23 protein-coding genes are annotated in these 23,953 nt (G+C 68.7%); 10 read left to right on the top strand and 13 right to left on the bottom strand.

Features of this window, described 5'->3' with window-relative positions; all coding sequences use genetic code 11:
• Positions 1-49 precede the first annotated feature (49 nt).
• The 5 genes from BR47_RS0122810 to BR47_RS0122790 all read right to left on the bottom strand — a co-directional run bounded on the left by BR47_RS0122810 (position 50) and on the right by BR47_RS0122790 (position 5,544).
• Complete coding sequence (locus BR47_RS0122810; protein ID WP_029120881.1) at positions 50-898, bottom strand: glycoside hydrolase family 16 protein; 849 nt, start codon at positions 896-898, stop codon at positions 50-52.
• 272 nt (positions 899-1,170) lie between these two features.
• Positions 1,171-1,581 carry a PASTA domain-containing protein gene (locus tag BR47_RS31195; RefSeq protein ID WP_177127420.1) on the bottom strand — a complete coding sequence of 137 codons (411 nt, stop codon included), beginning with the start codon at positions 1,579-1,581 and terminating at the stop codon, positions 1,171-1,173.
• 446 nt (positions 1,582-2,027) lie between these two features.
• Complete coding sequence (locus BR47_RS0122800) at positions 2,028-3,962, bottom strand: Hsp70 family protein (RefSeq protein WP_029120880.1); 1,935 nt, start codon at positions 3,960-3,962, stop codon at positions 2,028-2,030.
• A gap of 224 nt (positions 3,963-4,186) precedes the next feature.
• On the bottom strand, positions 4,187-4,837 hold the full coding sequence (locus tag BR47_RS0122795; protein WP_020103914.1) for a L,D-transpeptidase family protein: 651 nt from the start codon (positions 4,835-4,837) through the stop codon (positions 4,187-4,189).
• Positions 4,838-4,884: 47 nt separating this feature from the next.
• On the bottom strand, positions 4,885-5,544 hold the full coding sequence (locus tag BR47_RS0122790; protein ID WP_029120879.1) for a phosphatase PAP2 family protein: 660 nt from the start codon (positions 5,542-5,544) through the stop codon (positions 4,885-4,887).
• Between the two features lie 98 nt (positions 5,545-5,642).
• Between BR47_RS0122790 and BR47_RS0122785 the strand changes: the two genes are divergently transcribed.
• The 8 genes from BR47_RS0122785 to BR47_RS0122750 all read left to right on the top strand — a co-directional run bounded on the left by BR47_RS0122785 (position 5,643) and on the right by BR47_RS0122750 (position 14,155).
• Positions 5,643-7,307, top strand: coding sequence for a purine-cytosine permease family protein (locus BR47_RS0122785; RefSeq protein ID WP_020103912.1), 1,665 nt, complete (start codon positions 5,643-5,645; stop codon positions 7,305-7,307).
• A 99-nt stretch (positions 7,308-7,406) separates the two neighbouring features.
• Positions 7,407-7,892, top strand: a complete 486-nt coding sequence (locus BR47_RS0122780) for a hypothetical protein (RefSeq protein WP_020103911.1) — start codon at positions 7,407-7,409, stop codon at positions 7,890-7,892.
• A 25-nt stretch (positions 7,893-7,917) separates the two neighbouring features.
• A complete protein-coding gene (locus tag BR47_RS0122775; RefSeq protein WP_029120878.1) occupies positions 7,918-8,637 on the top strand; it encodes an NUDIX hydrolase in 720 nt (239 codons plus the stop codon).
• A gap of 100 nt (positions 8,638-8,737) precedes the next feature.
• Positions 8,738-10,111 carry a sulfatase family protein gene (locus BR47_RS0122770; RefSeq protein ID WP_029120877.1) on the top strand — a complete coding sequence of 458 codons (1,374 nt, stop codon included), beginning with the start codon at positions 8,738-8,740 and terminating at the stop codon, positions 10,109-10,111.
• Between the two features lie 61 nt (positions 10,112-10,172).
• Positions 10,173-10,973, top strand: a complete 801-nt coding sequence (gene stf0 / locus BR47_RS0122765; RefSeq protein ID WP_020103908.1) for a trehalose 2-sulfotransferase — start codon at positions 10,173-10,175, stop codon at positions 10,971-10,973.
• Positions 10,970-11,881, top strand: a complete 912-nt coding sequence (gene cysD / locus BR47_RS0122760; RefSeq protein WP_029120876.1) for a sulfate adenylyltransferase subunit CysD — start codon at positions 10,970-10,972, stop codon at positions 11,879-11,881. The genes stf0 and cysD overlap by 4 nt, the downstream gene beginning before the upstream one ends.
• On the top strand, positions 11,881-13,740 hold the full coding sequence (cysC, locus tag BR47_RS0122755) for an adenylyl-sulfate kinase (protein WP_020103906.1): 1,860 nt from the start codon (positions 11,881-11,883) through the stop codon (positions 13,738-13,740). The genes cysD and cysC overlap by 1 nt, the downstream gene beginning before the upstream one ends.
• 208 nt (positions 13,741-13,948) lie before the next feature.
• Positions 13,949-14,155, top strand: a complete 207-nt coding sequence (locus tag BR47_RS0122750) for a hypothetical protein (protein WP_029120875.1) — start codon at positions 13,949-13,951, stop codon at positions 14,153-14,155.
• A gap of 1 nt (position 14,156) precedes the next feature.
• On the opposite strand, the gene BR47_RS0122745 is transcribed toward BR47_RS0122750, so the two are convergent.
• Positions 14,157-14,918, bottom strand: coding sequence for a trans-aconitate 2-methyltransferase (locus BR47_RS0122745; protein WP_020103904.1), 762 nt, complete (start codon positions 14,916-14,918; stop codon positions 14,157-14,159).
• A 51-nt stretch (positions 14,919-14,969) separates the two neighbouring features.
• Here BR47_RS0122745 and BR47_RS0122740 point away from each other — a divergent pair, with 51 nt between their 5' ends.
• Positions 14,970-15,869, top strand: a complete 900-nt coding sequence (locus BR47_RS0122740; protein WP_029120874.1) for an amidohydrolase family protein — start codon at positions 14,970-14,972, stop codon at positions 15,867-15,869.
• 9 nt (positions 15,870-15,878) lie between these two features.
• Positions 15,879-17,114 (top strand): alpha/beta hydrolase family protein, encoded by a 1,236-nt coding sequence (locus BR47_RS0122735; RefSeq protein WP_029120873.1) that lies wholly within the window; start codon positions 15,879-15,881, stop codon positions 17,112-17,114.
• A gap of 21 nt (positions 17,115-17,135) precedes the next feature.
• Here the strand turns inward: BR47_RS0122735 and eccE are convergent, their stop codons facing one another.
• From eccE to BR47_RS0122700, 7 genes are all read right to left on the bottom strand, one after another.
• Positions 17,136-18,038 carry a type VII secretion protein EccE gene (gene eccE, locus BR47_RS0122730; RefSeq protein WP_029120872.1) on the bottom strand — a complete coding sequence of 301 codons (903 nt, stop codon included), beginning with the start codon at positions 18,036-18,038 and terminating at the stop codon, positions 17,136-17,138.
• On the bottom strand, positions 18,035-19,414 hold the full coding sequence (gene mycP / locus BR47_RS0122725) for a type VII secretion-associated serine protease mycosin (RefSeq protein ID WP_036427673.1): 1,380 nt from the start codon (positions 19,412-19,414) through the stop codon (positions 18,035-18,037). Before mycP ends, eccE begins: the two co-directional genes overlap by 4 nt.
• Entirely contained in the window at positions 19,414-20,823 is a 1,410-nt protein-coding gene (gene eccD, locus BR47_RS0122720) for a type VII secretion integral membrane protein EccD (RefSeq protein ID WP_286154352.1), read from the bottom strand. The genes mycP and eccD overlap by 1 nt, the downstream gene beginning before the upstream one ends.
• Complete coding sequence (locus BR47_RS0122715) at positions 20,801-21,673, bottom strand: ESX secretion-associated protein EspG (protein ID WP_029120869.1); 873 nt, start codon at positions 21,671-21,673, stop codon at positions 20,801-20,803. The genes eccD and BR47_RS0122715 overlap by 23 nt, the downstream gene beginning before the upstream one ends.
• Before the next feature lie 53 nt (positions 21,674-21,726).
• The gene (locus tag BR47_RS0122710; RefSeq protein ID WP_029120868.1) at positions 21,727-22,014 is read right to left on the bottom strand and encodes a WXG100 family type VII secretion target; all 288 of its coding nucleotides are present in this window, start codon (positions 22,012-22,014) and stop codon (positions 21,727-21,729) included.
• A gap of 42 nt (positions 22,015-22,056) precedes the next feature.
• Positions 22,057-22,350: a WXG100 family type VII secretion target gene (locus BR47_RS0122705; RefSeq protein ID WP_020103896.1), complete on the bottom strand. Its 294-nt coding sequence runs from the start codon at positions 22,348-22,350 to the stop codon at positions 22,057-22,059.
• Positions 22,351-22,411: 61 nt separating this feature from the next.
• Positions 22,412-23,953: a PPE family protein gene (locus BR47_RS0122700; RefSeq protein WP_029120867.1), complete on the bottom strand. Its 1,542-nt coding sequence runs from the start codon at positions 23,951-23,953 to the stop codon at positions 22,412-22,414.

Here is a 23,953-nt window from a genome sequence, read left to right as displayed (position 1 = left end):
AAGAGAATGGGCCCCGCCGAAGCGGGGCCCATTGTCAGCTGTTGGAGGTTTACCAGACCCGCACGTAGTCGACGAGCATCTCGGCCGGGTAGCTGCCACCCTTGGGGTCGCCGCCACCAGAACCGGACACGGCCAGGTTCAGGACCGGGAACACCGAGTAACCGGGCAGGTTGAACGGCCAGTCATCCAGCGAGTTCGCCGGCACGAAGAAGTACGGCTGCATACCTTCGGCGTAGTCCTGCCAGAACGACATACCGGCGTCGTTCCAGGTGACGCGCCAGGTGTGCCAGCCACCGTCGATCGGGTGCGGGTGCGTGTCGAACGACGTGCCGTCCGACCGCGCGTGCACCGTGGTGCCCGACGGCCATTCACCGTTGCCGTACCACTCGGCCAGGTCGATCTCGCCGCCGACGACGGGGTGGTCGTTGGACAGCCACCAGGCCGGCCAGCAGCCGTTGGTCAGGCAGTTGAACTTGATCCGGGCTTCCCAGGTGGTGTTGATGCCACCCCAGAAGGTGCCGAAGACCTTGCCGCTGGTGTATTTCCCGTTGGCGTCGCGCGTGGCACGGATGACCAGGTTGCCCTTGCCGTCCAGGAAGACGTGCTCCCGGTCGTCGCGGTACTGGCCCATGTTCTCCGGGCGGTCCCAGAACACCGGGTTCTTGATGGTCTCGCGCTGCGGGGAGATGTTCCACTTGGCCGGGTCCGGCCGCGACCCGGCGGGGCCGTCGAACTCATCGTGGAAGATGTAGGTGGGCGTTTGCGCGGCCGGCTGCGGGGCCAGCGGCGGAGTGGGCGAACTGCCCGGTTGGGGATCCGCCAGAGCGGCGGGGGACGGCATCGCGGCGGCGGCCAGCAGGCCGAGCCCCGACGCGCGCATCATGTTTCGACGATCCAATTCCGGCACAGTGGGATATACAAGCCGCTCAGACAGACTTGACGCAACTTGCGACACGCTCGAAATCACCTGCCAGAGCGGCATTCTCATTACTGGCGCGCAAACATGAGCCAGCAGTCAGCAAAACGCACACTCAGACAAATCTCCACGCCAGCCAGCGAATCCCCACCAAAGCACCGCGATCAGCAATATCGGATACGCAGGCTTGCGGGCAGCCGCGTATCCGAGATCGCCGAGAAACCGAAACCCTCCGGTTACCGCCGGTCGAGGGTTCAGCGTGGGGCGTTCTGGCCCTCCCAGACCTGGCCTGAATCGGCGGCCGCGGCAGCCTCAGCCTCGGCTGCGGCCGATGCCGACGAGGCAGCCGCTGCGGCCGACGCCGCTGCGGAGGCGTAGGCCTGCGAGCCCGCCGGGCTGCCCAGCGAGTTGCCGGGGCTGCCCGCAGTGGCGTACGCGGCCTCACAGTTCAGCGACAGCAAAACCTGGCTGCTGCTCGAACCGCCACTGTTGGCCGGGGCCGAGACCGTGCGGGCAACCTGGTTGGTCACCACGCAGTTCGGCCACTGCAGCTGGTCGCCCACCGTCGTGGACACCAGCGGCTTGAACCCGGCGCTGGACAGTGCCGTTCGCGCGTCACTGAACTTCTGGCCGACCACATTGGGTGCAGAGCCAGCGGAAGCCACACCACTACACATCAAAGCCACAGCACCCAGCGAAGTTGCCGCAGCAACACCCCATGCAGTCTTCATGGGGCCCTATCCTGCCTTAACTGCGGGCGCTGCGCTCATCGTTGCGGCAGTTGTGGCTCCTGGAGTCCAGGTCTGCGTGGCGCCGCTGTTGAAATCAGGCACCTCGGGGCTGTTGAAAACGGTGTTTGTCGGGGCGTGGTCGGAGCCGGCGACGGCGCCGCCATTGGTCACTCCAGAGGAGATTGCACCGAGAACCCCCAGAGCGACCATTGCCGCGGCACCTGCCAGTCCGACGCGAGTTCTTGTCGAATTCATAGAACAAGATTGCCGCAGTTGTGGTATGGGATCAAGTTAATTTCCAGTTCACGTCAACGCTCTGACGCTGGCGTCAATAGGTCATTACGGGTTTAAATCACCCAAATCGGTTGCAATACCGCCCATCAATACGGGTATTGCTGCGGATACTGCTGTGGGTACTGCCCGTACGGGTACTGCTGCTGTCCCGGGTAGTACGGGTTGGTCGGCGGCTGAGATTCCGCCGGTTGGTCCGGGCCCTTGGGCACCTGGATCGGGATCGGCACCGGGACGAACGGCAGCCGGATATAGCTCGTCGTCATGGTCGGCGTCGTCGAGGTCGGTGTCTCCGTCGTGGATGGCGGCGGAGGCGGCGGTGGCGCCTCGGTCGTGGTGGCGGTGGTCGTCACCGGCGGCGGAGTCGTCGTCGGGGCGTGCGTCGTCGTGGTGTGCGTCGGCGCCGGAGTGTGGGTGACCGGCGGTTGGTACGTCGGACTCGGCTGTGGAGGTGGCGGCGCGGGCACCTCGTTGGTGACGGTGACGGTGCTGGGTGGCGGCGGTTCGGCCGGCGGTGCCGGTGGCGGTGGCGTCGGCGACTCGCTCAGCGACGGCGGCGGTGTGGTCGGCGGTGCGACGGGTTTGCGGTCACCGGTCAGCGCGATGGTCACGCCGCCGACGGCCGCGATCGCGGCGAAGATCGCGACGCCGAACACCACCAGTGGCAGCCGCTGCCAGGCCTTGGACGGCTCGGTGGCCACTGCTCCGGCCGGCGGCACGTACTGCGCGATGGCGCGAGTGGTCGTGGTGTCACCGAAGACGTCGTCACCGGTGTAGGGCAGCAGGTCACCGCCACCGTCGGAGTCCTCGGACCAGGCCAATGACGGACCGGTGGCCTTGACCACCCGGGCGGCCGCGGTGTCGGTAAGCACGTCGAGTTCGGGGATTGCCGCCGGCGCGGTGGCAGAGCCACCGTCGACCGCGGCGGTCGGCGCGGTGCCCAGCAAGGCGGCCGGCGCCATCCCGGTCTTGGCGTCGGCGTCGGCGCCGTACACCGCGAACAGGGCCGCGCCCACCGCGGCGTCGAGCGCCGGTTGCGGGGTCGTGACCAGGATGCCCGCGCCGCCACGCGCCTCGAGATGTGCGGCGAGCCGCGTGCTGACCATCGGGATCCGCGCGCCGCCGCCGACCGCAACCACCGAGCTGACGGATCGCCACGCAATGTTGTTGCGCTGCAACAGCTCGTCGAGCTCCGCCAGTACGCCGGTCAGCGGTTCGTCGAGCAGTTCGGACAACTCGGCGCGGGTGACCTCGACGTCGCCCTGGTGGCCCGGAATGTCCACCGGCACCGTCGCCGTCTCGGCCTCGGACAACAGTTCCTTTGCCGCACAGCAGGATTCACGGAGCTTCTCCAGCGAACTCACAGCCGCGGTGCCTGCGGTGTCCACTCCCCCGGCGCCACCGACGCGGTCGAGCACGTGCGACAGCAGCGCCTGGTCGACGCCCTCACCGGAGAATTCGGGGTACCGCACGGTCTCGATGGGCTCGAACGACGTGTCCGCCGCGGCCAGCGTGATGCTGGTGCCACCGCCACCGAAATCGAGCAGCGCGGCGGTGCCGGTGGCGGGCAGACCCGGATTGGCGTGCAGAGCGGTCAGCGCCGCCACCGCATCGGACACCAGGCGCGCCGGAACCCCATTGGGCGCCAGGCTGGGATTGGACCGCATCACGGTCCGCATCGCTCGCAGCGTCGCGGTATCCCAGTGCGCCGGAACGGAAATCGCCAGCTGTCCCGTCGGCGGCTCGCCGCCGGCCGCCTCGATCAGGGCGTCCAACGCCTCGGCCACCAACTGGTCGGCGTGATATGCCGTGCCATCGGGCGCCACCATCGGCACCGGGTCACCGACGCGTTCGACGAAGCCGCTGAGCGTCACGCCGTCGTCGACGGCATCCGCGGACAACCCGATCTGGGGCGCGCGGTCACGGAACAGGCGCAGCACGGAGCGCCGCACCATGGGCGGTTCACCGACACGCGCTGCGACCAGGTTGGTCGTCCCGATGGACAACCCCAGCTGGTGGCTCATAACCCCACCACCCTAACGCGCAACCGCGCTACCGCAGCCTGGGACACGTACGAACGGCGTTCTCGCAGATTACTTTTCGTCCGCTGTGTCCAGCCTGTGGACCAAACCTGCTGAGTCTGAGTGCTGGTTGTGTTGCACAGTCCGGCATGAGCGGTATCGACGCGACGATGCCGCTCGAAAACCTGAATTTCAAGCTGGAAACCGGTACTGCCCTTCATATCTGATCACTTGGCAACGGCGATCAGCGCTCCCGGTTGAAGCCACCGCATGATCTTCACCAGGGTGCCCTCGTCGATCGCCACGCACCCGGCCGTCGGGCCGTCACCGATGTGGACGAAGAAGGCGCCGCCGTTACCGGGCGTCCGTTGCGGGTTGACGCCCATGACGACGGCGTACTTGTAGGGCGTGATGTCGAGGTTTTCGGTGCCACTTGCGGGGTCGGTGTCGAAGCGGCACTGCGCCTTCTTGCACACCTGCATGGTGTTGTAGGTGGGGCTCTTCATGTCGCCGTCCCACCAGTGATCGGGTGTGGTCTGGACGTATTGCAGACCCGTCCCGGGATTGGCGGCGGTGCCGAACGCGAACGGCAGCGTGAAGATGCCCATCGGGGTCTGCAGGTTGCCGTCGTGGCTCTGCGGGACCATGCCCCGGGAGCCGACGTGCGCCGGGATACCGACCGCGACGGCGTCCCACCCCGCGGGCCCGCGCTGGTACACGTCCATCTTGGCCGACGAACCACCAACGCCCACAACCGAAATCACCTGCGTGGCCGATCCCACCGAGTTGGCGAACCACGGAGTGACCACCGCATTGCCGACGGGCGCCAGTGCCACCGCCAGCGCGGCAGCACACAGCAAAGCGAACAGTCGGCGCACCCGTCCATGGTCGAGAACCGCCCTCTGGAAGGTCAAGCCAGGGCGGGTCAAGGTTTGGGCACGATAGGGCTTCGGCTTTGAGACCCGGCAGATGCAAGCACTGGCGTGAGCAAGGGCAGGCACACCAGGAACCACAGCGCACCCAGCAACCACCCCGCGAGAACGTCGGTCGGGTTGTGCACGTTGAGCACCACCCGGCTCACCCCGACGGTCACGACGATCACGGCGGTGAGCACCTCGACCAGCCGCTGCCGCGCCACACCCCACAGCCGGAACACCGCGCACAGCCCAAGCGCACCGGCCATGGTGCCCAGCGCGTGTCCCGACGGGAACGACCACGACGGTTCGTGCGCCAGCGCGGTCAGCGGCCGCGCCCGTTGCGCGATGTCCTTGGCGACCTCGGTGACGAGGCCCGTCGCAGCGACGCCTATCAACAGGAAGAGCGCGGTGCGCCGCTGTCTCCGTGCGAGCGCGACGAACGCAACCACCACCGCGATGATCCGGAAGGTCCACGGCCCGAAGATGAAGGAAAACCACTTCCAGCCCAGCACCCAGCCCGGGTGTGCCGCGCCGTACCGGTGCAAGGGTGCGAGCAGCGACGTGTCGAAGGTCGTCACCCAGGGCCACTGCGCAGCCCAGCCCACCCACAACAGGGCGTAACCGATCACGGCCGCGGTCCCGAACAGCCAGCGGTTGCGGTTCGTCACCGGTCTCCTTTCGGATGCGCTCGCGCGCCGGAAATTCGCTACCGCCCGGAACATAACTGTCACGGGCATGAAACAAACTGACCATAGCTTCGCTAACCATGACCCAAGACCTCAGCCAGGAGCCGGTGACGCCTGCCGCTGTACCGGACGTCGATCAGGACCGGTTGACCGCGACACGCGAAACCCTGGAGGACTACACCCTCCGCTTTGCGCCACGCAGTTACCGGAAATGGTCGACGCGCGTGGTCGGCATCTCGGCACTGGGCGGCATCGCCTACCTGGCCGACTTCGCGATCGGTGCCAACATCGGCATCTCATACGGCACCACCAACGCGCTGGCGGGCATCGCGATCTTCGCGGTCGTCATCCTGCTGACCGGATTCCCGGTGGCCTACTACTCGGCCCGGTACAACATCGACCTCGACCTCGTGACGCGCGGCAGTGGCTTCGGCTACTACGGCTCGGTGGTCACGAACGTCATCTTCGCGACGTTCACCTTCATCTTCTTCGCGCTGGAGGGGTCGATCATGGCCCAGGGCCTCAAATTGGGCCTGGGCCTGCCGTTGTGGCTCGGCTACGCGGTGTCGACACTCATCATCTTCCCGCTCGTCATCTACGGCATGAAGGTGCTCTCGACACTGCAGGTCTGGACCACTCCGCTGTGGCTGATCCTGATGGTCGCGCCGTTCGTCTACCTGCTGATCAGCCATCCCGAATCGGTCGGGCAGTTCTTCGCCTACCAGGGCAAAGACCACATCCAGGGCTTCGACATGGGCTCGACGCTGCTGGCCGCCGGCGTGTGTCTGTCACTGATCGCGCAGATCGCCGAGCAGAACGACTACCTGCGGTTCATGCCGCCGAAGACCCCGGAGAACAAGCGCTCCTGGTGGACCTGGATGTTCCTGGCCGGCCCGGGCTGGGTGTTCTTCGGCGCCATCAAGCAGGTCGTCGGCCTGTTCCTCGCCGTCTACCTGATCGCCAATGTCGCCGACAGCGCGGGCATCGCCAACCAGCCGGTGCACCAGTTCCTGTCGATCTACGAGAACTTCCTGCCGGGCTGGCTCGCCATGACCTTGGCCGTGGTGCTCGTGGTGATCAGCCAGATCAAGATCAACGTCACCAACGCCTACTCGGGCTCGCTGGCCTGGACCAACTCCTACACCCGCATCACCAACCACTACCCCGGCCGCCTGGTGTTCCTCGGCGTGAACCTGCTGATCGCGCTGATCCTGATGGAAGCCAACATGTTCGACTTCCTCAGCACCATCCTGGGTTTCTACGCCAACTGCGGCATGGCCTGGGTTGTGGTGGTGGCCAGCGACATCGTCTTCAACAAGTTCCTGCTGAAGCTGTCGCCCAAGGAGCCCGAGTTCCGTCGCGGCATGCTGTACGCCTTCAATCCGGTGGGCTTCGGCTCGATGCTGATCGCGGCGGGCCTGTCGGTGGTGGCGTTCTTCGGGGGGCTCGGCTCGGCGCTCACGCCCTACTCGCCGCTGGTGGCGATCGGGCTCGGCGTGGTGCTGCCGCCCATCATCGCGATCGCGACCAAGGGCAAGTACTACCTGCGCCGCACCGACGACGGCATCGACCTGCCGATGTACGACGAGTACGGCAACCCGTCCGACGCGCACCTGCTGTGCCAGAAGTGCCACCACGAGTACGAGCGCCCCGACATGCTGGCCTCGGCCGAGGGCGGCTACATCTGCTCGCTGTGCCTGGCAACGGACAAGACCGGAGAGCACGTCCTGCCCGCGCAGAAGTAGTTCAGCAATTCGACGATCCGGCGCCGGGTGTGACACGACAGTCACGCTCGGCGCCGTTTCTCGTAGTGGATTCACACTTGCGGGATCTACGCTGAGGACATGGCTGTACTGCTGCGCAAGCTGCTCGGCATCGGCAACCTGCCCGATGACATCCGTGAGCAGCTCCAGGCCGAGGGGCTGCTGCACGTCGCCGAGTTCGTCCCGGTGACGTTCCGGTTCTCCGGCCACGTACCCGGCAAGGTCGCCAAGAGCACCCTCCGCAGCCTCGTGGGCGCTCTGGTCATCACCGAGAAGCGGCTGCTCGGCACGCTGTCGTCGGCGCCCAACAAGGCCGTCAAGACCGTCAACCACGAGTGGGCCACCGCCGCAGGCACCATGGTCCAGGCCGAACTGGACGACTCCGGCCTGCTGCTGGACGCCCCCGACCTGGCCGCCGTCGACCCGAGTTTCGAGGGCTCGATGTCCCTGCGCTACAAGGCACCACTGCCGGCCGACGTCCTCGCGGCGCTGCCGGCCCGCAAGTTCACCTTCGACGTCCCCAACAAGTACGTGTACGTCGCGTGCGGGATGCCCCCGACCACCTGAATCGGCGGGGCGTAGCGTCGGGCCGATGACGATCCGGTACGACGAAGCACTGCGCGAGCAGATCGGGACGCACCTGGCCGGCCACCAACGCCGCGTGGTCGACGACCCGAGCAAGCGCCATGCCGCAGTGGCCATCGTGCTGGTGGACTCCGAGCGCGGTGAGGACCGCATCGACCCGGCCCCGGTCGACGAATGGATCGGCGGACGGCCGTTGCCCGACCAGAACCTGGACGGACGCATGGTCGACGTCGCCGGTGGCGCCGCGTTCCTGCTGTGCCGCCGCACGTCCCGGCTGAACTCGCATGCCGCGCAGTGGGCCCTGCCCGGCGGGCGCCTCGATCCCGGCGAGACGGTCGTGGACGCGGCGCTGCGGGAGCTGCACGAGGAAGTCGGCATCAAGCTGCCCGAGGAATCCGTCCTGGGCCTGCTCGACGACTACGCGACGCGGTCCGGGTACGTCATCACACCGGTGGTGGTGTGGGGCGGCGGGCGCCTGGACCCGCAGCCGTCGCCCGACGAGGTGCTGGCGGTGTACCGCGTCGGCCTGCACCAGTTGCAGCGGCCCGACTCACCGCGGTTCATCTCCATTCCCGAGAGTGAACGTCCGGTGGTCCAGATTCCGCTGGGCAACGACCTCATCCACGCGCCCACGGGTGCGGTCCTGCTGCAGTTGCGCTGGCTGGGACTGGAAGGCCGGCCGGACCCGGTCGACGAGCTGGAGCAGCCGGTGTTCGCGTGGCGGTGAGGCGGGCACGAATCACGCCGCATGAAACCGTTGAACAGTAAAGCAATTCGCGGTTTCATGGCTGATTTCGTGACCATGATCGCCAGGAGGTAGCCGACCCATGCCCCATACGCCGGGCCAGAACGTGCTGTTCGTGCACTGGCACGACCTCGGGCGCTATCTCGGGACGTACGGCCACCGCGACGTCAGCAGTCCCCGGCTGGACCAGCTGGCGGCCGAAGGCATCCTCTTCACGCGGGCCCACGCCACCGCCCCGCTGTGTTCGCCGTCGCGCGGTTCGATCTTCACGGGGCGCTACCCGCAGAGCAACGGGCTGGTCGGGCTGGCGCACCACGGATGGGAGTACTACGCGGGCGTCCAGACGCTACCCCAACTGCTCTCCGAATCCGGTTGGCACACAGCGCTGTTCGGCATGCAGCACGAGACATCGTTCCCGTCCCGCCTGGGGTTCGACGAATTCGACGTGTCGAACTCCTTCTGTGAGTACGTCGTCGAGCGGGCGGTGCGATGGCTCGAGGAACCACCGCAGAAGCCGTTCCTGCTCACCGCAGGGTTCTTCGAGACCCACCGGCCCTACCCGCGGGAGCGCTACGAGCCCGCGCCCAGCGACACCGTCAGCGTGCCCGATTACCTGCCCGACACCGACAGTGTGCGGGACGACTTGGCCGAGTTCTACGGGTCCATCGCCGTCGCCGATGCCGCGGTAGGGCAGCTGCTGGATGCCCTGGAGGCGGCCGGCCTGGACCGCAACACGTGGGTCGTGTTCCTCACCGACCACGGGCCGGCGCTGCCGCGGGCCAAGTCGACGCTGTACGACGCCGGCACCGGCATCGCCATGATCGTGCGGCCGCCACGCGATGCCGGCATCGCGCCGCACGTGTACGACGAACTGTTCAGTGGGGTCGACCTGCTGCCGACGCTGCTGGACCTTCTGGGCGTGCCCGTTCCGGCTGCGGTCGAGGGGCTTTCGCATGCGGCGGCGCTGACCGCGGCCGAGGCCCAGCCCGTGGTGCGCGAAGAGGTCTACACCGCCAAGACCTACCACGACTCGTTCGACCCTATTCGCGCAGTGCGAACAAAAGACTTCAGTTACATCGAGAACTATGCATCGCGCCCGCTCTTGGACCTGCCGTGGGACATCGCCGACAGCCCGCCGGGCCGCGCGGTGCAGCCGGCCATCGGCGATCCGCGCCCGGCCCGCGAGCTGTACGACCTGCACGCCGACCCCACCGAGCGGCACAATCTGCTGCTCGACGTACAGCCCGAATATCATGCGGTGGCAGCGCAATTGGCCCTCAAGCTCAACACCTGGCGACAGCAGACGGGCGATGTCATACCCTCTGAATTCACCGGGACACAGATCTCGGACCGCTACACCGGGACCTATCTGAGCATCCACGGACGCCCCGCGACGAGCCGCTCGGCGGCGGCCTCCGACCGCGGAATCAACCCGGATTCGACGTCGCAAGACTAATACTCATTGTGCGAAAAATCCCCTTCTGCAAGGGATTTCGCCGCAGGCTAGGCTCTGCGCCATGACAGCACCGACGGCCTATCTGGTCCTCGCATCACAGCGCAGCGGCAGCACGCTTCTGGTCGAGTCGCTGCGCGCCACCGGTGTGGCCGGCGAACCGCAGGAGTTCTTCCAGTACCTGCCACACAGCAGCATGTCCCCGCAGCCGCGCGAGTGGTTCGCCGATACCGAGGACGAGTCGATCCTGCGGCTCCTCGACCCGCTGATCGACGGCAGGCCCGAACTGGCGCCGGCGACCATCTGGCGCGACTACATCCAGACCGCCGGCCGCACGCCCAACGGAATCTGGGGCGGCAAGCTCATGTGGAACCAGACCGCGCAGCTGCAACGACGAGCCAAGGACCTGCCGGACCGCTCCGGCGACGGACTGCTGGCGGCCATCCGCGACGTCATCGGCTCCGATCCGGTGCTCATCCACATCCACCGGCCCGACGTGGTGTCCCAGGCGGTCTCGTTCTGGCGTGCCGTGCAGACCCGCGTGTGGCGGGGCCGCCCGGACCCGGTGCGCGACGCCCGCGCGGAGTACCACGCCGGTGCCATCGCCCACGTCGTGAAGATGCTGCGGGCGCAGGAAGAGGGCTGGCAGAACTGGTTCGCCGAGGAGAACGTCAACCGGATCGAAGTGCCGTATCCGGTGTTGTGGCGCAACCTGACCGAGGTCGTCGGCGATGTGCTGGAGGCGCTCGGCCAGGACCGCAGGCTCGCACCGAAACCGGTGCTGGAACGTCAGGCCGATCAGCGTTCTGACGAATGGGTGGAGCGCTATCGCGCCGAAGCCGAAAAGGAGGGGCTGCCGGTATGAGCACCACAGACACTCAGGTCGACGAGCTCCGGCTGCTCGAGGCCGAAGCCGTGCACATCATTCGCGAGGTGGTGGCCGAGCTCGAGCGCCCGGTGCTGCTGTTCTCGGCGGGCAAGGACTCCATCGTCCTGCTTCGGTTGGCGGAGAAGGCTTTCCGGCCTGGCCCGCTGCCGTTCCCGGTGCTGCACGTCGACACCGGCCACAACTTCCCGGAGGTCATCGACTTCCGGGATCGCCGCACGACGGGCGTCGGGCACAAGCTGCTCGTCGGGTCGGTGCAGGAGAGCATCGACACCGGCCGGGTCGCCGATCCGGGCCCGGGAGCGTCCCGCAACCGGCAGCAGACCCGCACCCTGCTCGATGCTCTGGAAGCCGGCGGCTTCGACGCCGCGTTCGGCGGCGCCCGCCGCGACGAAGAGCGCGCCCGCGCCAAGGAACGCATCCTGAGCTTCCGCGACGAGTTCGGTCAGTGGGACCCCCGCGCCCAGCGGCCCGAGCCCTGGTCGCTGTACAACGGCCGCATCCGCAAGGGCGAGCAGGTCCGGGTGTTCCCGCTGTCCAACTGGACCGAGCTGGACATCTGGCGCTACATCGAGCTGGAAAACCTTGAGCTGCCGTCGATCTACTTCGCGCACGAACGCGAGGTGTTCGAGCGCGACGGCATCCTGCTCGCCGTGTCCGAGTACACCCAGCCCGGCCCCGGCGAATCGGCGGCGGTCGAGTGGGTGCGCTACCGCACCGTCGGTGACCTCACCATCACCGGCGCGGTGCGGTCGAAAGCCGTCGACATCGCGAGCGTGATCACCGAGATCTCCGCTGCGACGGTGTCGGAACGCGGCGAGACCCGGGCCGACGACCGCACGTCGGTGGCGGCGATGGAAGACCGTAAGCGAGAGGGCTACTTCTGATGAGCACCAGGCAACTTCTGCGCATTGCCACCGCGGGCTCAGTCGACGACGGCAAGAGCACCCTGATCGGCCGACTGCTGCACGACACCGACAGCCTGCCGCTGGACCACCTGGACGCCGTCACCGACGACGACGGCGTGGCCGACCTGGCGGCCCTGTCCGACGGCCTGCGGGCCGAACGCGAACAGGGCATCACCATCGATGTGGCCTACCGCTTCTTCTCCACCGAGTCCCGCAGCTACATCCTGGCCGACACCCCGGGCCATGAGCGCTACACCCGCAACATGTTCACCGGCGCCTCCAACGCGCACGTGGCCATCCTGCTGGTCGACGCCCGCGCCGGTGTGCTGCGCCAGACCCTGCGCCATGCGCGGATCGCAAAGCTGTTGGGTATCAAGCACTTCGTGGCTGCGGTCAACAAGATCGATCTGGTCGACTTCGACCAGGCGCGCTTCGATGCGGTACACGACGAGCTCGGTAAGGTCGCCGCCCGGCTGGGTGCGGTTGACCTCACCGTGATCCCGCTCGCGGCCAAGCTCGGCGACAACGTCGTGCACCGTTCGGAGAACACCCCGTGGTACGAGGGGCCGACACTGCTGGAGTACCTCGAGGGCATCGAACTCAGTGCGCCACAACCCGAACCGGCCAAGCTGCGGCTGCCCATCCAGTGGGTGTCCCGGCCCACCGCGGAACAGCGCCGCCGCTACACCGGCCGGCTGACCGCGGGCACCCTGCAGGTCGGCGACACCGTGCTGAGCCTGCCTGCGGGCACCAGCTCGACCGTCACCGCCGTGGACACCCTCGATGACGACCGCACCACAGCCGTTGCCCCACTGTCGGTTTCGATCGAGCTGGCCGACGACATCGACGTCGGCCGCGGTGACGTACTGGTCAGCAGCGCCGAGAACGCGTCGATCCCGGTGTTGGCCCGCGAACTCGACGCCACGGTGTGCTGGTTCGCCGAGACCCCGCTGCGGGCCGGTGACCGTCTGGCACTCAAGCAGGGCACCCGCACCGTCCGCGCCACGGTGCAGGCGCTGCACACGCGGCTCGATCCCGAGACGCTGGACGACATCGATCAGCCGGTGGAGTTGGTACTCAACGACATCGGCGCCGTCACGCTGCGCACCAGCTCGACCGTCATCGCCGACCCGTACCGCGACAACCGGGAGAGCGGCGCCTTCATCCTGATCGACGAGACGTCCAACGACACCGTCGGCGCCGGCACCATCACCGAGCCGCGCGAGGTGAAGCTCGGCACCCACTCACGCAGCGACATCCGTTGGCACCATTCGTCATTGGACCGGTCCTACCGGTGGGCCCGGACCGGGCAGCGGGGCGCGACCATCTGGTTCACCGGGCTGCCGGCATCGGGCAAGTCGACGCTGGCCGTCGCGGTCGAGCGGGCGCTGGTCGAAAGTGGGCAGGTGGCCTACCTGCTCGACGGCGACAACATCCGGCACGGACTGTCCGACGACCTCGGGTTCTCCGCGGGCGACCGCGCCGAGAACATCCGCCGCGTGGGGCATCTGGCCCGGCTCCTGGCGGACTCGGGAGTGGTGGCACTGGCCTCGCTGGTGTCGCCACTGAAGTCGGACCGCGACACCGCGCGCGAGCTGAGCAGCGTCGCCAAGCTGCCGTTCATCGAGGTCTACGTGTCCACCCCGCGCACCGAGTGCGAGCGCCGCGACCCCAAGGGCCTGTACGCCCGGGCCAAGGCCGGTGAGCTGCGCGGCCTGACCGGCGTGGACGCCCCATACGAGCCGCCGGAGAACCCGGACCTCGTGGTCGACACGACCGGCGCCGACATCGACAAGCTCGTCGCCCAGGTGCTGGGAGCGCTCAACAACCTCCGCTGACCAGGGATTTGTGCACGTTTTTCCGCGGTCGGCGCGGAAAATCGTGCACAAATCCCCGTGTCGGTGTCCCCCAATCGGGGGACAGTGAATTCATCCTGCTGAGGGCCGGCTGGTGGACAGACGGCCGGGCCCTGTTGCGGGACTCTTGAGTCAACACCGGTTCACCCCGGATACGACATCAAAAGTCCACAGCAGCAGGAGAATTCAGATGAGCATCGTCACCCGCTGGGTCAGCTACTTCGTCATCGTCGTCGGTCTGACCGTCGCGCCCGGACTGATCGCGATCGGCCTGGCCACGTCCGCCCACGCGGCGCCGTCCACCACCTCGAGCTCGGTGCACCAGATGTTCGCGCACCAGAACAACGCTCCCCTGCCCGGCACCCCGATTCAGCACCAGTACCAGCAGATTCACTGATTCACGTCTGGGCGACCACGAAGATCCGGCGGAACGGGAAGAACGTCGTGCCGTCGGGCTGGGGCGGGTATGCCTGCGCCAGCAGCGGGATGATCGCCTGCCGGTACCGCTCCCAGGCGTCGTCGGTGAGCCGGGAACGGACGTCGGTCAGCGCGGTGCCGGTGATCCAGTCCAGTACCGGTGTGGCACCGGATAATTGGTGCAGATACGTCGTCTCCCAGGCGTCGACGGTGCAGCCCGCGGCGGTCAGCAGCGCGGCGTAGCCCGCCGGGTCGTCGACCACGTTCGTCTCGCGGAACCGGATATCGGCCAGCGCCTCGGTGAACTCCGGATACCGTGCCACCTCCCGCACCGCCTGATGCGACGGCGAGTCGAAGTTGCCGGGCACCTGAAAGGCCAGCCAAGCGCCCTTCGGCAGTTCGGTGACCCACCGCCGCAACAGTTCGCGGTGCTCCGGAACCCATTGCAGCACAGCGTTGCTCACCATCACATCGGTGTCCGGCGCGGGTGACCAGTCGGCGGCGGCCACCACCCGGGCGTCAACGCCGCGGGCCCGCGCCGCTTCGACCATCTCCGGTGAGTTGTCCACCGCTTCGATCACCGCGCCGGGCCAGCGCTCCGACAGCGTTGCGGTCAGGTTCCCGGGGCCACAGCCGACGTCCGCCACGCGCCGGGGTGCCTGGGCACCGACGCGCGCGAGCAGGTCGTAGAAGGGCCGGCCGCGGTGGTCAGCGAAGGCGAGGTAGGTGTCTGGATTCCACACGTCCCCATCCTGCCGCCGGGTGCTTACGCGCGCCTGCCATTCTGGTGGGTGATGGACGATTCAGTACGCGACTTCTGGCAGGCGCTGGGCCTTCCCGGCCTGATCGACGTGCACACCCATTTCATGCCCAAGAACGTGATGGACAAGGTGTGGAAGTACTTCGACAGCGCGGGGCCGCTCACGGGCCGCACCTGGCCGATCACGTACCGCACCGAGGAGCAGCACCGGCTGGAGACGCTGCGCGGTTTCGGGGTGCTGGCGTTCACGTCGCTGGTCTATCCGCACAAGCCCGACATGGCCGCGTGGCTGAACCAGTGGGCCGCGCAGTTCGCCGCACAGACCCCCGACTGTCTGTCCACGGCGACGTTCTTCCCAGAACCCGGCGCGGGCGCTTACGTGGCCGAGGCCATCGCCGGCGGCGCCGAGGTTTTCAAGGCGCACGTGCAGGTCGGCGGCTATCACCCGGCCGATCCGCTGCTCGACGACGTGTGGGGCACCATCGACGACGCCGGTGTCCCGGTGATCATCCACTGTGGTTCCGGCCCGACGCCCGGCGCGCACACCGGCCCCGCCCAGATCCGCACCGTGCTGGACCGTCACCCGGGTCTGAAGCTGATCATCGCGCACCTGGGCATGCCCGAGTACACCGACTTCCTGGACCTCTGCGAACGATTCGACGGCGTGCATCTGGACACCACCATGGCGTTCACCCCGTTCATCGAGGAGTCCATGCCGTTCCCGCCAGCCGAATTGCCGCGCCTGGGTGAGCTCGCTGACCGGGTCCTGTTCGGCAGCGATTTCCCCAACATCCCGTACCGGTACGGCGAGTCCCTCGACGTGCTCACCAAGGTGGCCCCGGACGACGAATGGCTGCGAAAAGTGCTGTACCACAACGCCGCCAGGCTGTTCGATCTGGAAGATCGGCTGACGGGCGCCGAGAACCGGGGTTAGCATCCGAACGTGAACAATCCGCACGGCGATGCGTTCAACCCACCCGTCCCCGTCCCCGACGTACCGGGCGCGGATGCCACCGCACGCGGACTGCCGCGCCGTTCCGACCTGACGTGGCAACAGAAACTGATCGTCGACTCCTCGGCCGTCGCTGACCTGGGCCTTCGCACGGCACTGGCCTCGGTGATCAGCGCCGGCATGCTTCCGCGGATGGCAGCGTCGGCGGTGCGCAACCGGGCCGGTGACGACCCCGACGCCCTGCGGTTCTACGCCGAACTCGCCGCCACCAAGGACCCACAGCAGTGCTTCCCCGCGCCCAGCGGTCCGCCGCAGGTGTCCACGCGTGCCGCCGGCGCCGTCGCGCAGTGGGTCGCACACGGCCAGGTGCAGAACATCTGGTTCCAGAGCAGTTACGACGCCGTGTATCCCGGCATGCGGGACCGCCGACGCAGCTATACCCGGAACAACGTGGTGCATGCCCAGCACTGGCGGCACGACGACGGTCCGCGCCCCACGCTGTGCGTCATCCACGGGTTCATGGGCTCGCCCTACCTGTTCAACGGCTTGTTCTTCTCGCTGCCGTGGTTCTTCCGGTCCGGGTATGACGTCCTGCTGTACACCCTGCCGTTCCACGGGCCGCGGGCCGAGAAGGGCTCCCCGTACAGCGGCTACGGCTTCTTCATGGACGGCGTCCCCGGCTTCGCCGAGGCCATGGCGCAGGCGGTGCACGACTTCCGTTCCGTGCTGGACTATCTGGAGCACACCGGGGTCGATCGGATCGCCCTCACCGGAATGTCGCTGGGCGGCTACACCTCGTCGCTGATCGCGTCGGTCGACGACCGCATCCAGGCCGTCATCCCGAACGTGCCGGTGGTGACACCGGACCGCACGGTCGACGAGTGGTTTCCGGCCAACCTGCTCGTCAAGCTGAGCAACCGGTTGGCCCACACCGACGAGGACCTGGTCGCCACGGCCGGGCAGTACCACTCACCGCTGAACTACCGGCCGCTGGTGCCGCGGGATCGCCGGTTGATCATCGCCGGTCTGGGTGACCGTCTGGCTCCGCCGCAGCAGTCCGAATTGCTGTGGGAACACTGGGATCGCTGTGCCTTCCACTGGTTCCCCGGCAACCACATCCTGCACGTCAGCCAGCCCGACTACCTGCGCCGCATGACCAAGTTCATGAGCCCGTTCATGTTCGACGGCAGCGACCGGCAGGCTGACCGGGTGCGCCCAGCCCGTTGACCCTGGGGTGCTCCTCGGCTGTTACGCCCTCACCGCGGACTCGACGGCGGTGTCAGCACCGAGCCCCGACAGCTCCGCGAGCAACTCCGCCGTCAGCACACCCGGGCGCGTGCCGAGGCCGCCGGCCGACGCCGGGGCCATCGCCGCGAGCAGCGGCCCCTGCCGGCCCGACTCGCGCGCCAGGCCAGCGACAGCCGCCGCGGCGGGAGCGTTGGCCGTGCGCACCGCGCAGGCCGCGGAAATGGTTGCACCGGGAGCGAACTCGAGCACCGTCCACAGTTCGGTCGTCGAGGCCAGTTCGGCCAGGCATTCGGGCAGCCGCTGATCGGCGGGCAGCCCGTAAGCCGTCAGGTAGCCGTCGTCACGGACCGCGCGCCACGTCTCGCGCGCGCCGTCCGACCTGGGTGTGGGCGCGGCGTCAGTGACCGCGACCAGGACGCCGGCTTCGCGCAGCTGGTCGGCCAGCCGGCGGGCCACCTTCTCCGCGGTATCCGCGAGCGGCAGCTCCGACGACCGCGCCTGCAGCGCAGCAAGATTCGACGCGGCCGCCACGGTCACGCTGACCCAGGCGCTGCGCGCGCCGTCGAGCCGGCGTTCCGTGACGCGTACCGAGTCGCACCGCACGCCGTACCGGTCCACGTAGGATGCGACGAGAGGCAGTGCGTCGTAAGGGAATTCGTCGGCTTCCAGCACCACCGTGACCTGACCCGCCGCCGGATGTGCGGCGCCGCGCCGGTTCCGGCGCCACACCGCGAATCGGCGGGCGACCATGGTGGTCAGAAACATGCCGCGCCACCACGCGAACACCAGTAGCACCACGGCGACCGCGATGCCCAGGATCCACTTCTGCGGCGTCGTGTGCCACGGGTACGTCATGGCTGCCGGGATGATCGCCAGCAATGCCAACGTGATTCGGGCCGTCATCGGGCGCCGTCCTTTCTTCGGTACGCGACCAGCGCGATCAGCGCGGCGATCGCCAGCACTCCCGCACCCGCGAACGCGATGGTCCGGGGTGTGGTGTCCTTCGGCGCCGGCTTGGGCGGCATCGCCACCGCAACGGATTTCGGTGCCGGCGTTGTCGCCGGCAGGTCCCAGGTCAGTGCCGCAACCGGATCGACGACACCGGCGCCCACCAGGTTCGACGGCATGCGCGCGGCACCGTGCGCGGTGGCCGTCAGCCGGTGCGTCACGTCCGCCGCGTTCAGTGCCGGAAATCGACTGCGCACCAAGGCCGCGACGCCGGCGACGTAGGCCGCCGCGTAGCTGCTGCTACGCAACGGGAACAGGTCGCCGCGTTCGTTGGGCAGTGCGTTGGCCAGGCCGTTGGCACCCGTCGACGCGACGTTCTCACCTGGTGCCGCGATGCCGACCCACGGGCCGGGGGTGGTGAAGTCCGACGGTTGTCCGGTGGCGTCGAGCGACCCGACCGACAGCACGTACGGCTGCCACCAGGACGGGATGGATACCGATTTGACCCCGGCCCAGTTGCGCGGGTCGGCCGCGTTCCCGGGGTTGTCCAGGGGGTTCGCCTCGCACGACGGGCCGCCGGCCAGGCCGGCCCGATCATTGCCGGCGGCGGCGACGATCACCGCATCCTTTTCCTGCGCAGCGTATTTCAGTGCCGCGCCCAGTTCGGTCTGGTCGACCGGCCGGTCGGCGGGCAGGCAGGTGACGGCCGTGATGGCGATGACCTTGGCGCCGCGGTCGGCGGCATGCACCACGGCCCGGGCCAGTGACTCGACGGCGATGGTCGCGTACGCCGCGGCCGGGTCGCCCCCGTTGCCGCGGGGCGCGTACCGCTCGGAGGTCTGACGGATGGCGAGGATGCGGGCGCCCGGCGCGACGCCGGAGAATCCGTCCGCGCCCGGCTGACCGGCGATCAGTCCGGCGACGAGAGTGCCGTGGCCATCGCAATCGGTGAGTCCGTCGGTGTTCTCCACGAAGTCGCCGCCGGCCTCCACATTCGGCAACCGCGGACCGGGATGCACGCCGGTGTCGATGACCGCCACCGTCTGTCCGTCACCGCGGCTGAACGCCCAGGCGCCCGGCACGTTGAGCAGGGTGTGCCCCGGACCCGGTGCGCCCGGATCGGTACCGGGCAGCACGCCCGCGGTGACGCACTGTCCGCGCTGACCCATCGCTGCGACGGGACCGACGCTGCCCGACGGCGGCGCCGCATGCTCGTCGACATGCGGCGGCACGATGGCGCCGGCGGCCGGCACCAGCGCCGTCGGCACCACTGCGGCGGTGGCGGCGAAAGCGGCTGTCAGGACGGAGATTCCGCGCCGGATGGCCACCATCACCGGTTGATGACCCAGGCGAACAGACCCACCAGGTAGGCCAGCACCGGGATCAGCGAAGCGTCCAACGCCGTCGCCGCGAAGCCGACGAGGCGACGCATCGGCAGCGAATAGGTCTGCGGGTCGGCCACCTGAGGGTTCAGTGCGGCCACCGCGCCGACCACCACGAGCACCGCGAGCACGCCCAGGGCCCACCACGCGTTGGTGTAGTGGCCGCCGATGGCGAACATCGTCAGCAGCACGGCCGCAACGAGATACGGCTGGCTCAGCAGCCATACCTTGCACGGCACCGAGTCCCAGATGCGGGCACGAAGCGCCGTCGCCAGCGCGGCGGCACCGACGACGTACCACGCCCACGGCGACGGGTGCGCCCCCGCAACCAGAACCACCGAACCAGCGGTCAGGGTCAGCACGGCACCGGCGAGGAAGCCGGTCTGGTGTGCGTCGCACACACGAACCCGGCGCGGCAGATCGGCCAGCACGGACAGCGGCAGGGCCGACGGCGTCGGGTCACCCGGCGCCGGGATGTTCGGCACCGGGAAGCGGGCCCACAGCGTCGACAGCTGCGCGGCCTGGACCATGACCAGCAGCGCGAAAACGATGAGCACAGCGCCGATCACGGTGTTGTCGAGCTGCCAGATCGACGCAGCACCACCGACGATCACGCCTGCGATACCGAGGACGGTCGTGGCGGTGAAGGCCGCGATGGCCTGCCCGCCGACGGTGATGCTGACGATCGACCAGGCCGCGACCGCCGCCGCACCGAGCAGCAGGCCGGCCGGACCGGACGGGCCGGGGACCGCCAGCGCGAAGGCCGCGCCGACCGGCAGCAGGGCCGCCAGGCTCAGGGCGGTCGCCAGCCGCGGCATGGCGGGCCGGGTCAGCAGGGCCGCCGCGACGGTCAGCACCGCCACGCCCACAACGGTGAACAGCCCGGCCGGCTGGCCGGTGCGGACCCGCACCAGCGTCGCGAGCGCGGTGGCGAGCACCGTCAGGGCCACGACGGCCCACGCCGCGAAACGCCGGATGTGCGTGTTGCCCCAGGGGTTTTCGCGGGCGGCGGAGAAGATGGCCGCGGCATCGGCGATGTCCTCGACGATGCGCGGCGCCGGCGGGCCGGCGGGCACCGGCTGCAGCGCCAGCAGGTCACCGTCGACCACACCGACCGTGTCGAGGGTGGCGTCGAGGCTGTACGCCGCCCCGCCCAGCGGGGCGAGTGACAGCTCGGCGCCCGTGCCCGCATCGGGTGCAACGATGCGCCGCACCGCCGGCACGATCTCGCGCAGGGGCAGGCCCACCGGCAGGGCGACGTCGGTGAGTCGCCCGCGGCCACCCTGCTCGTCGCCGGCGGCGAGCACCGCGACCCGCACAATCGGCATCGCGGTACTACCAGACGTGTTGGGGGACATTTTCTTTCCGTTCTCCAGTCGAGGTCTCGAAGTCTCGGGTCAGGTTCGCCGTGGGGAACCAGGGACCGTCGGGCAGTGTCGCGGTCAGCCGCTGCACCGCAGCGGTGACGGCGAGGTCCGTGCCCGGGGTGAAGTGTGAAATCCAAGTGCCGTCAGCGGCTTTGACGGGCGCGACGACGACGCGGCCGGCGGCGGTGTCGACGATGCTGACGCCGACGTCGGTGCTGATCCGGTGCCCGTCACGGTGATCACCGGCGACGATCTCCACGTAGCTGCGGCCGGGCGCGAAGGCGGCCCGCACAACGGCATGTGCGGTCGGCGGAATGCCGAGGTGATCCATCACGTCGTCCAACGAGTCGCCGCGGCGCAGTCGTTCGTCGGCCTTGGCCCCGATGTGGGCGGGCATCGCGAATTCGTCGAACCGGGCCGGCGCGCGGCCGGACAACCCTGCCGTGAGCACCGGTACCAGCGCATCGGGGGATGCGACAGTCAGTTCGGTGCACGTCATCAGGTGCTCGCTCCGCAGGACCGCCACGGTCAGGGCGCCGCTGCGCACGAGAATTCCGCGCAGCATGGCGCCGGATCCGGATACCCATCGCAGTTCCAGCCAGCGGCGGGGCCGGCATACGGCCCGAATCCATTGCGCGACAGCAGGATGGACGGAGCCGTCAGCGGACAGCACCCCCATCCGCGTCAGCGCGGTGACCTGGTCTGCATTGAAACCGTCCTTGGCGGCGGGGTCGCTGTAGGGCTGCGTGATGGCCAGCACCCACGGAAAGCTCCCGGCGCCGAGACGGTCGGCGAGGAACCAGGCTTGCTCCGCGGTGAGTTCGACCGCGGAGACCGGGATTCCGGCGCGTTCCGTGTCGCCGTGCGACACGGAACGCGCCGAATCCTTTGGACCTAAACCCACTTGGCGCCTTCGGCGCTGTCGCGTGCGCTCATCGACAGCGTGTTGGTCTCGTGGGTGCTCGCCATCGCCCGGTAGGCGTGGACGAGTTCTTCCATCGCGGTGTTCCACTGGGCCTGCCACGCCTGGTAGCTGGTTCCGGTGTCACCCAGCCAGGCGCCGGCCAGGGCGGCCTGCTCGCTGGCGATGTCGAGGCCGACGGCGTGCAGGGCACCGGCGTAGCCGGTCATCTCACCGGCGTGGGCCAGCATCGCCGGGTAGTTGTACATGATCTGAGACATGGGATCTCCTCGCTGCTAGGTGTCTGGGTGTGGGTGCGGCGGCTAGACCGAGGTGTACGTGCCGGCCGCGGCGGTGTCCTGCGCGACGTAGGTGCCTGCCGCGTCGCCGAGGTTGGCCTGCGCGATGTCGAGCAGGGCGTTGACCTTGGCGGCGACCGCCATGAAGCGGACGTGCGCGGCCTGGAAGGCGAGGGCCGAGTCACCCTGGTGGAAGCCCTGGGCCGACTGCGCGGCCTGCTCCGCCTGGGCGATGGTGCTGCGCATCAGCGCGGCCTTCGCGGAAAAGGCCGACTCGGATGCGACCAGCTGGGGGATGTGTGCGTCGAGCATGCTCATAGTGATTCCTCTCGGGGTTCGTCCGGATTCTGTTGGTGGTCAAGTCTTCTGGTCCGCAGGCTCAGCGGTTGGCACCGCCTTCCGTGTCCCAGCTGCCGGGCAGCATGGGTTCGGTCACGCCACCACCGAAACCGTTGCCGGTCAGGCGGTTCAGGCCGGTCGCCTGCTGGTCGTGGCGGGTCACGGTGCCGCTGAAGCCGATCGGTCCGGCGCCGCGGGCCGAGGCCAGCACTTCCTGTCGCCGATCCGGGTCATCACCGAAGCCCGGGTCGACCTCCGAGTTCATGTCCATGTACTCGTCGCGGACACCCCGCTCTTTCGCCGCGCGACGGCGGCGGGCCCGGCGACGTTCGGTGGCGGCTGCGGCGGCCGCTGCCGCGGCGGCAGCTGCGATGCCGGATGCCGGTGCCGGCGCGGTGGCGCCATCCCGCAGGGTCGGGGTGAATCCCGGGCCTGGGTCGTCGACAGCCACCGCGTACGCCATCAGCGGCGCCGGTGCGGCCGGTGCGGGGGCCGCGACCGAAGTCGGCGCGGGCGCAGGCGCGCTCGCCGGGGAGGCCGGGGTGGCCGGCACCGTCGGGGCGACGCTGACGACCGGCATCTGGTGGTCGGCGGCCTGCAACTGAGGCGGCGGCGGGAAGGCATCGGCGACTTCGGGATCCGGCACATAGTCGGGCTGCAGCAGCGCCAGTAGCCCGAGGCTGGACAGACCGACCGCGATCAGTGCCGGCCCCCACAACGGTGCCGACAGCATCGCGCCCCAGGTGCCCCATCCGACTGGCTGGAAGAACGCCTGATACCCGAGCGCGAAAAGCAGTGGCCCCCAAGTGGTCAGCGCCTCCGACGGGTTGGTCAGGAAGTCGAAGATCATCTGCTGGATCTGGCCCAGCGGGTCCTGCAGGAACTTCCAGATCAGATCGCCGCCCGGCAGCGTCTTGATGTAGTTGTACAGATAGTCGGTGATCGCGTTCGACGTGTCGAGCGACGAACCGGCGTCCGCCGCCTGCAGCTGGGCGCCCGCCTGCGTCGCGCCGGCCGATGCGGTGCCGGCCTCGCCGACGCCGGCCGCCAGCATCATCGGTGCCGGCGTGGTCGTCGGGGTCGCCGCCACCGCCGCTCCCGACACCGCCTGGTACGTACCCATCACGGTCGCGGCCTGCAGCCACATGCGGGCGTAGTCGGCTTCGTTCAGCGCGATCGGAATCGTGTTGATACCGAAGAAGTTCGTCGCGATCAGGGCCGCGTTCACAACGTGGTTGAGGGCCAGTTCGGGAAGCGTCGGCATCGCGGCCAGAGCGGTGGTGTAGGCCGCGGCGGCGGTCTCGTGCTGGACCGCGTTGGCCGCGCTGTTGGCGCTGGCCTGGGCCAGCCACGTCAGATACGGCGCGTGGGATGCGATGTACTGCTCGGCGCTCGGACCCTCCCAGGCCCCCGCCTGGACCTCACCCAACAACGCGGTGAGTTCAGCTGCGGCCGAGGCATATTCGGTACTCAGCGACTGCCACGCAGCCGCCGCGGCCAGCAGGGAGCCCGGACCGGGTCCACTGGACAGCAGTGTCGAATGGACCTCCGGCGGCAGCGCCATCCAGATGGGGGCGGTCAT

This window comes from Mycobacterium sp. UNC410CL29Cvi84, assembly GCF_000686745.1.
GTDB classification, from domain to species: Bacteria; Actinomycetota; Actinomycetes; order Mycobacteriales; family Mycobacteriaceae; genus Mycobacterium; species Mycobacterium mucogenicum_B.
The sequence above is the reverse complement of the archived record's forward strand: the minus strand, read 5'-3'. Positions and strand labels throughout refer to the sequence as shown.

Excerpts from the sequence above, each read along its gene's own strand:
- mycP (WP_036427673.1), bottom strand. The coding sequence starts at position 19,414 with ATGGTGGCCATCCGGCGCGGAATCTCCGTCCTGACAGCCGCTTTCGCC.
- stf0 (WP_020103908.1), top strand. The coding sequence starts at position 10,173 with ATGACAGCACCGACGGCCTATCTGGTCCTCGCATCACAGCGCAGCGGC.
- BR47_RS0122775 (WP_029120878.1), top strand. The coding sequence starts at position 7,918 with ATGACGATCCGGTACGACGAAGCACTGCGCGAGCAGATCGGGACGCAC.
- BR47_RS0122800 (WP_029120880.1), bottom strand. The coding sequence starts at position 3,962 with ATGAGCCACCAGCTGGGGTTGTCCATCGGGACGACCAACCTGGTCGCA.
- BR47_RS0122710 (WP_029120868.1), bottom strand. The coding sequence starts at position 22,014 with ATGTCTCAGATCATGTACAACTACCCGGCGATGCTGGCCCACGCCGGT.
- BR47_RS0122705 (WP_020103896.1), bottom strand. The coding sequence starts at position 22,350 with ATGAGCATGCTCGACGCACACATCCCCCAGCTGGTCGCATCCGAGTCG.
- eccE (WP_029120872.1), bottom strand. The coding sequence starts at position 18,038 with ATGACGGCCCGAATCACGTTGGCATTGCTGGCGATCATCCCGGCAGCC.
- BR47_RS0122750 (WP_029120875.1), top strand. The coding sequence starts at position 13,949 with ATGAGCATCGTCACCCGCTGGGTCAGCTACTTCGTCATCGTCGTCGGT.
- BR47_RS0122785 (WP_020103912.1), top strand. The coding sequence starts at position 5,643 with ATGACCCAAGACCTCAGCCAGGAGCCGGTGACGCCTGCCGCTGTACCG.
- cysC (WP_020103906.1), top strand. The coding sequence starts at position 11,881 with ATGAGCACCAGGCAACTTCTGCGCATTGCCACCGCGGGCTCAGTCGAC.
- eccD (WP_286154352.1), bottom strand. The coding sequence starts at position 20,823 with ATGTCCCCCAACACGTCTGGTAGTACCGCGATGCCGATTGTGCGGGTC.
- cysD (WP_029120876.1), top strand. The coding sequence starts at position 10,970 with ATGAGCACCACAGACACTCAGGTCGACGAGCTCCGGCTGCTCGAGGCC.
- BR47_RS0122770 (WP_029120877.1), top strand. The coding sequence starts at position 8,738 with ATGCCCCATACGCCGGGCCAGAACGTGCTGTTCGTGCACTGGCACGAC.
- BR47_RS0122780 (WP_020103911.1), top strand. The coding sequence starts at position 7,407 with ATGGCTGTACTGCTGCGCAAGCTGCTCGGCATCGGCAACCTGCCCGAT.
- BR47_RS0122700 (WP_029120867.1), bottom strand. The coding sequence starts at position 23,953 with ATGACCGCCCCCATCTGGATGGCGCTGCCGCCGGAGGTCCATTCGACA.
- BR47_RS0122740 (WP_029120874.1), top strand. The coding sequence starts at position 14,970 with ATGGACGATTCAGTACGCGACTTCTGGCAGGCGCTGGGCCTTCCCGGC.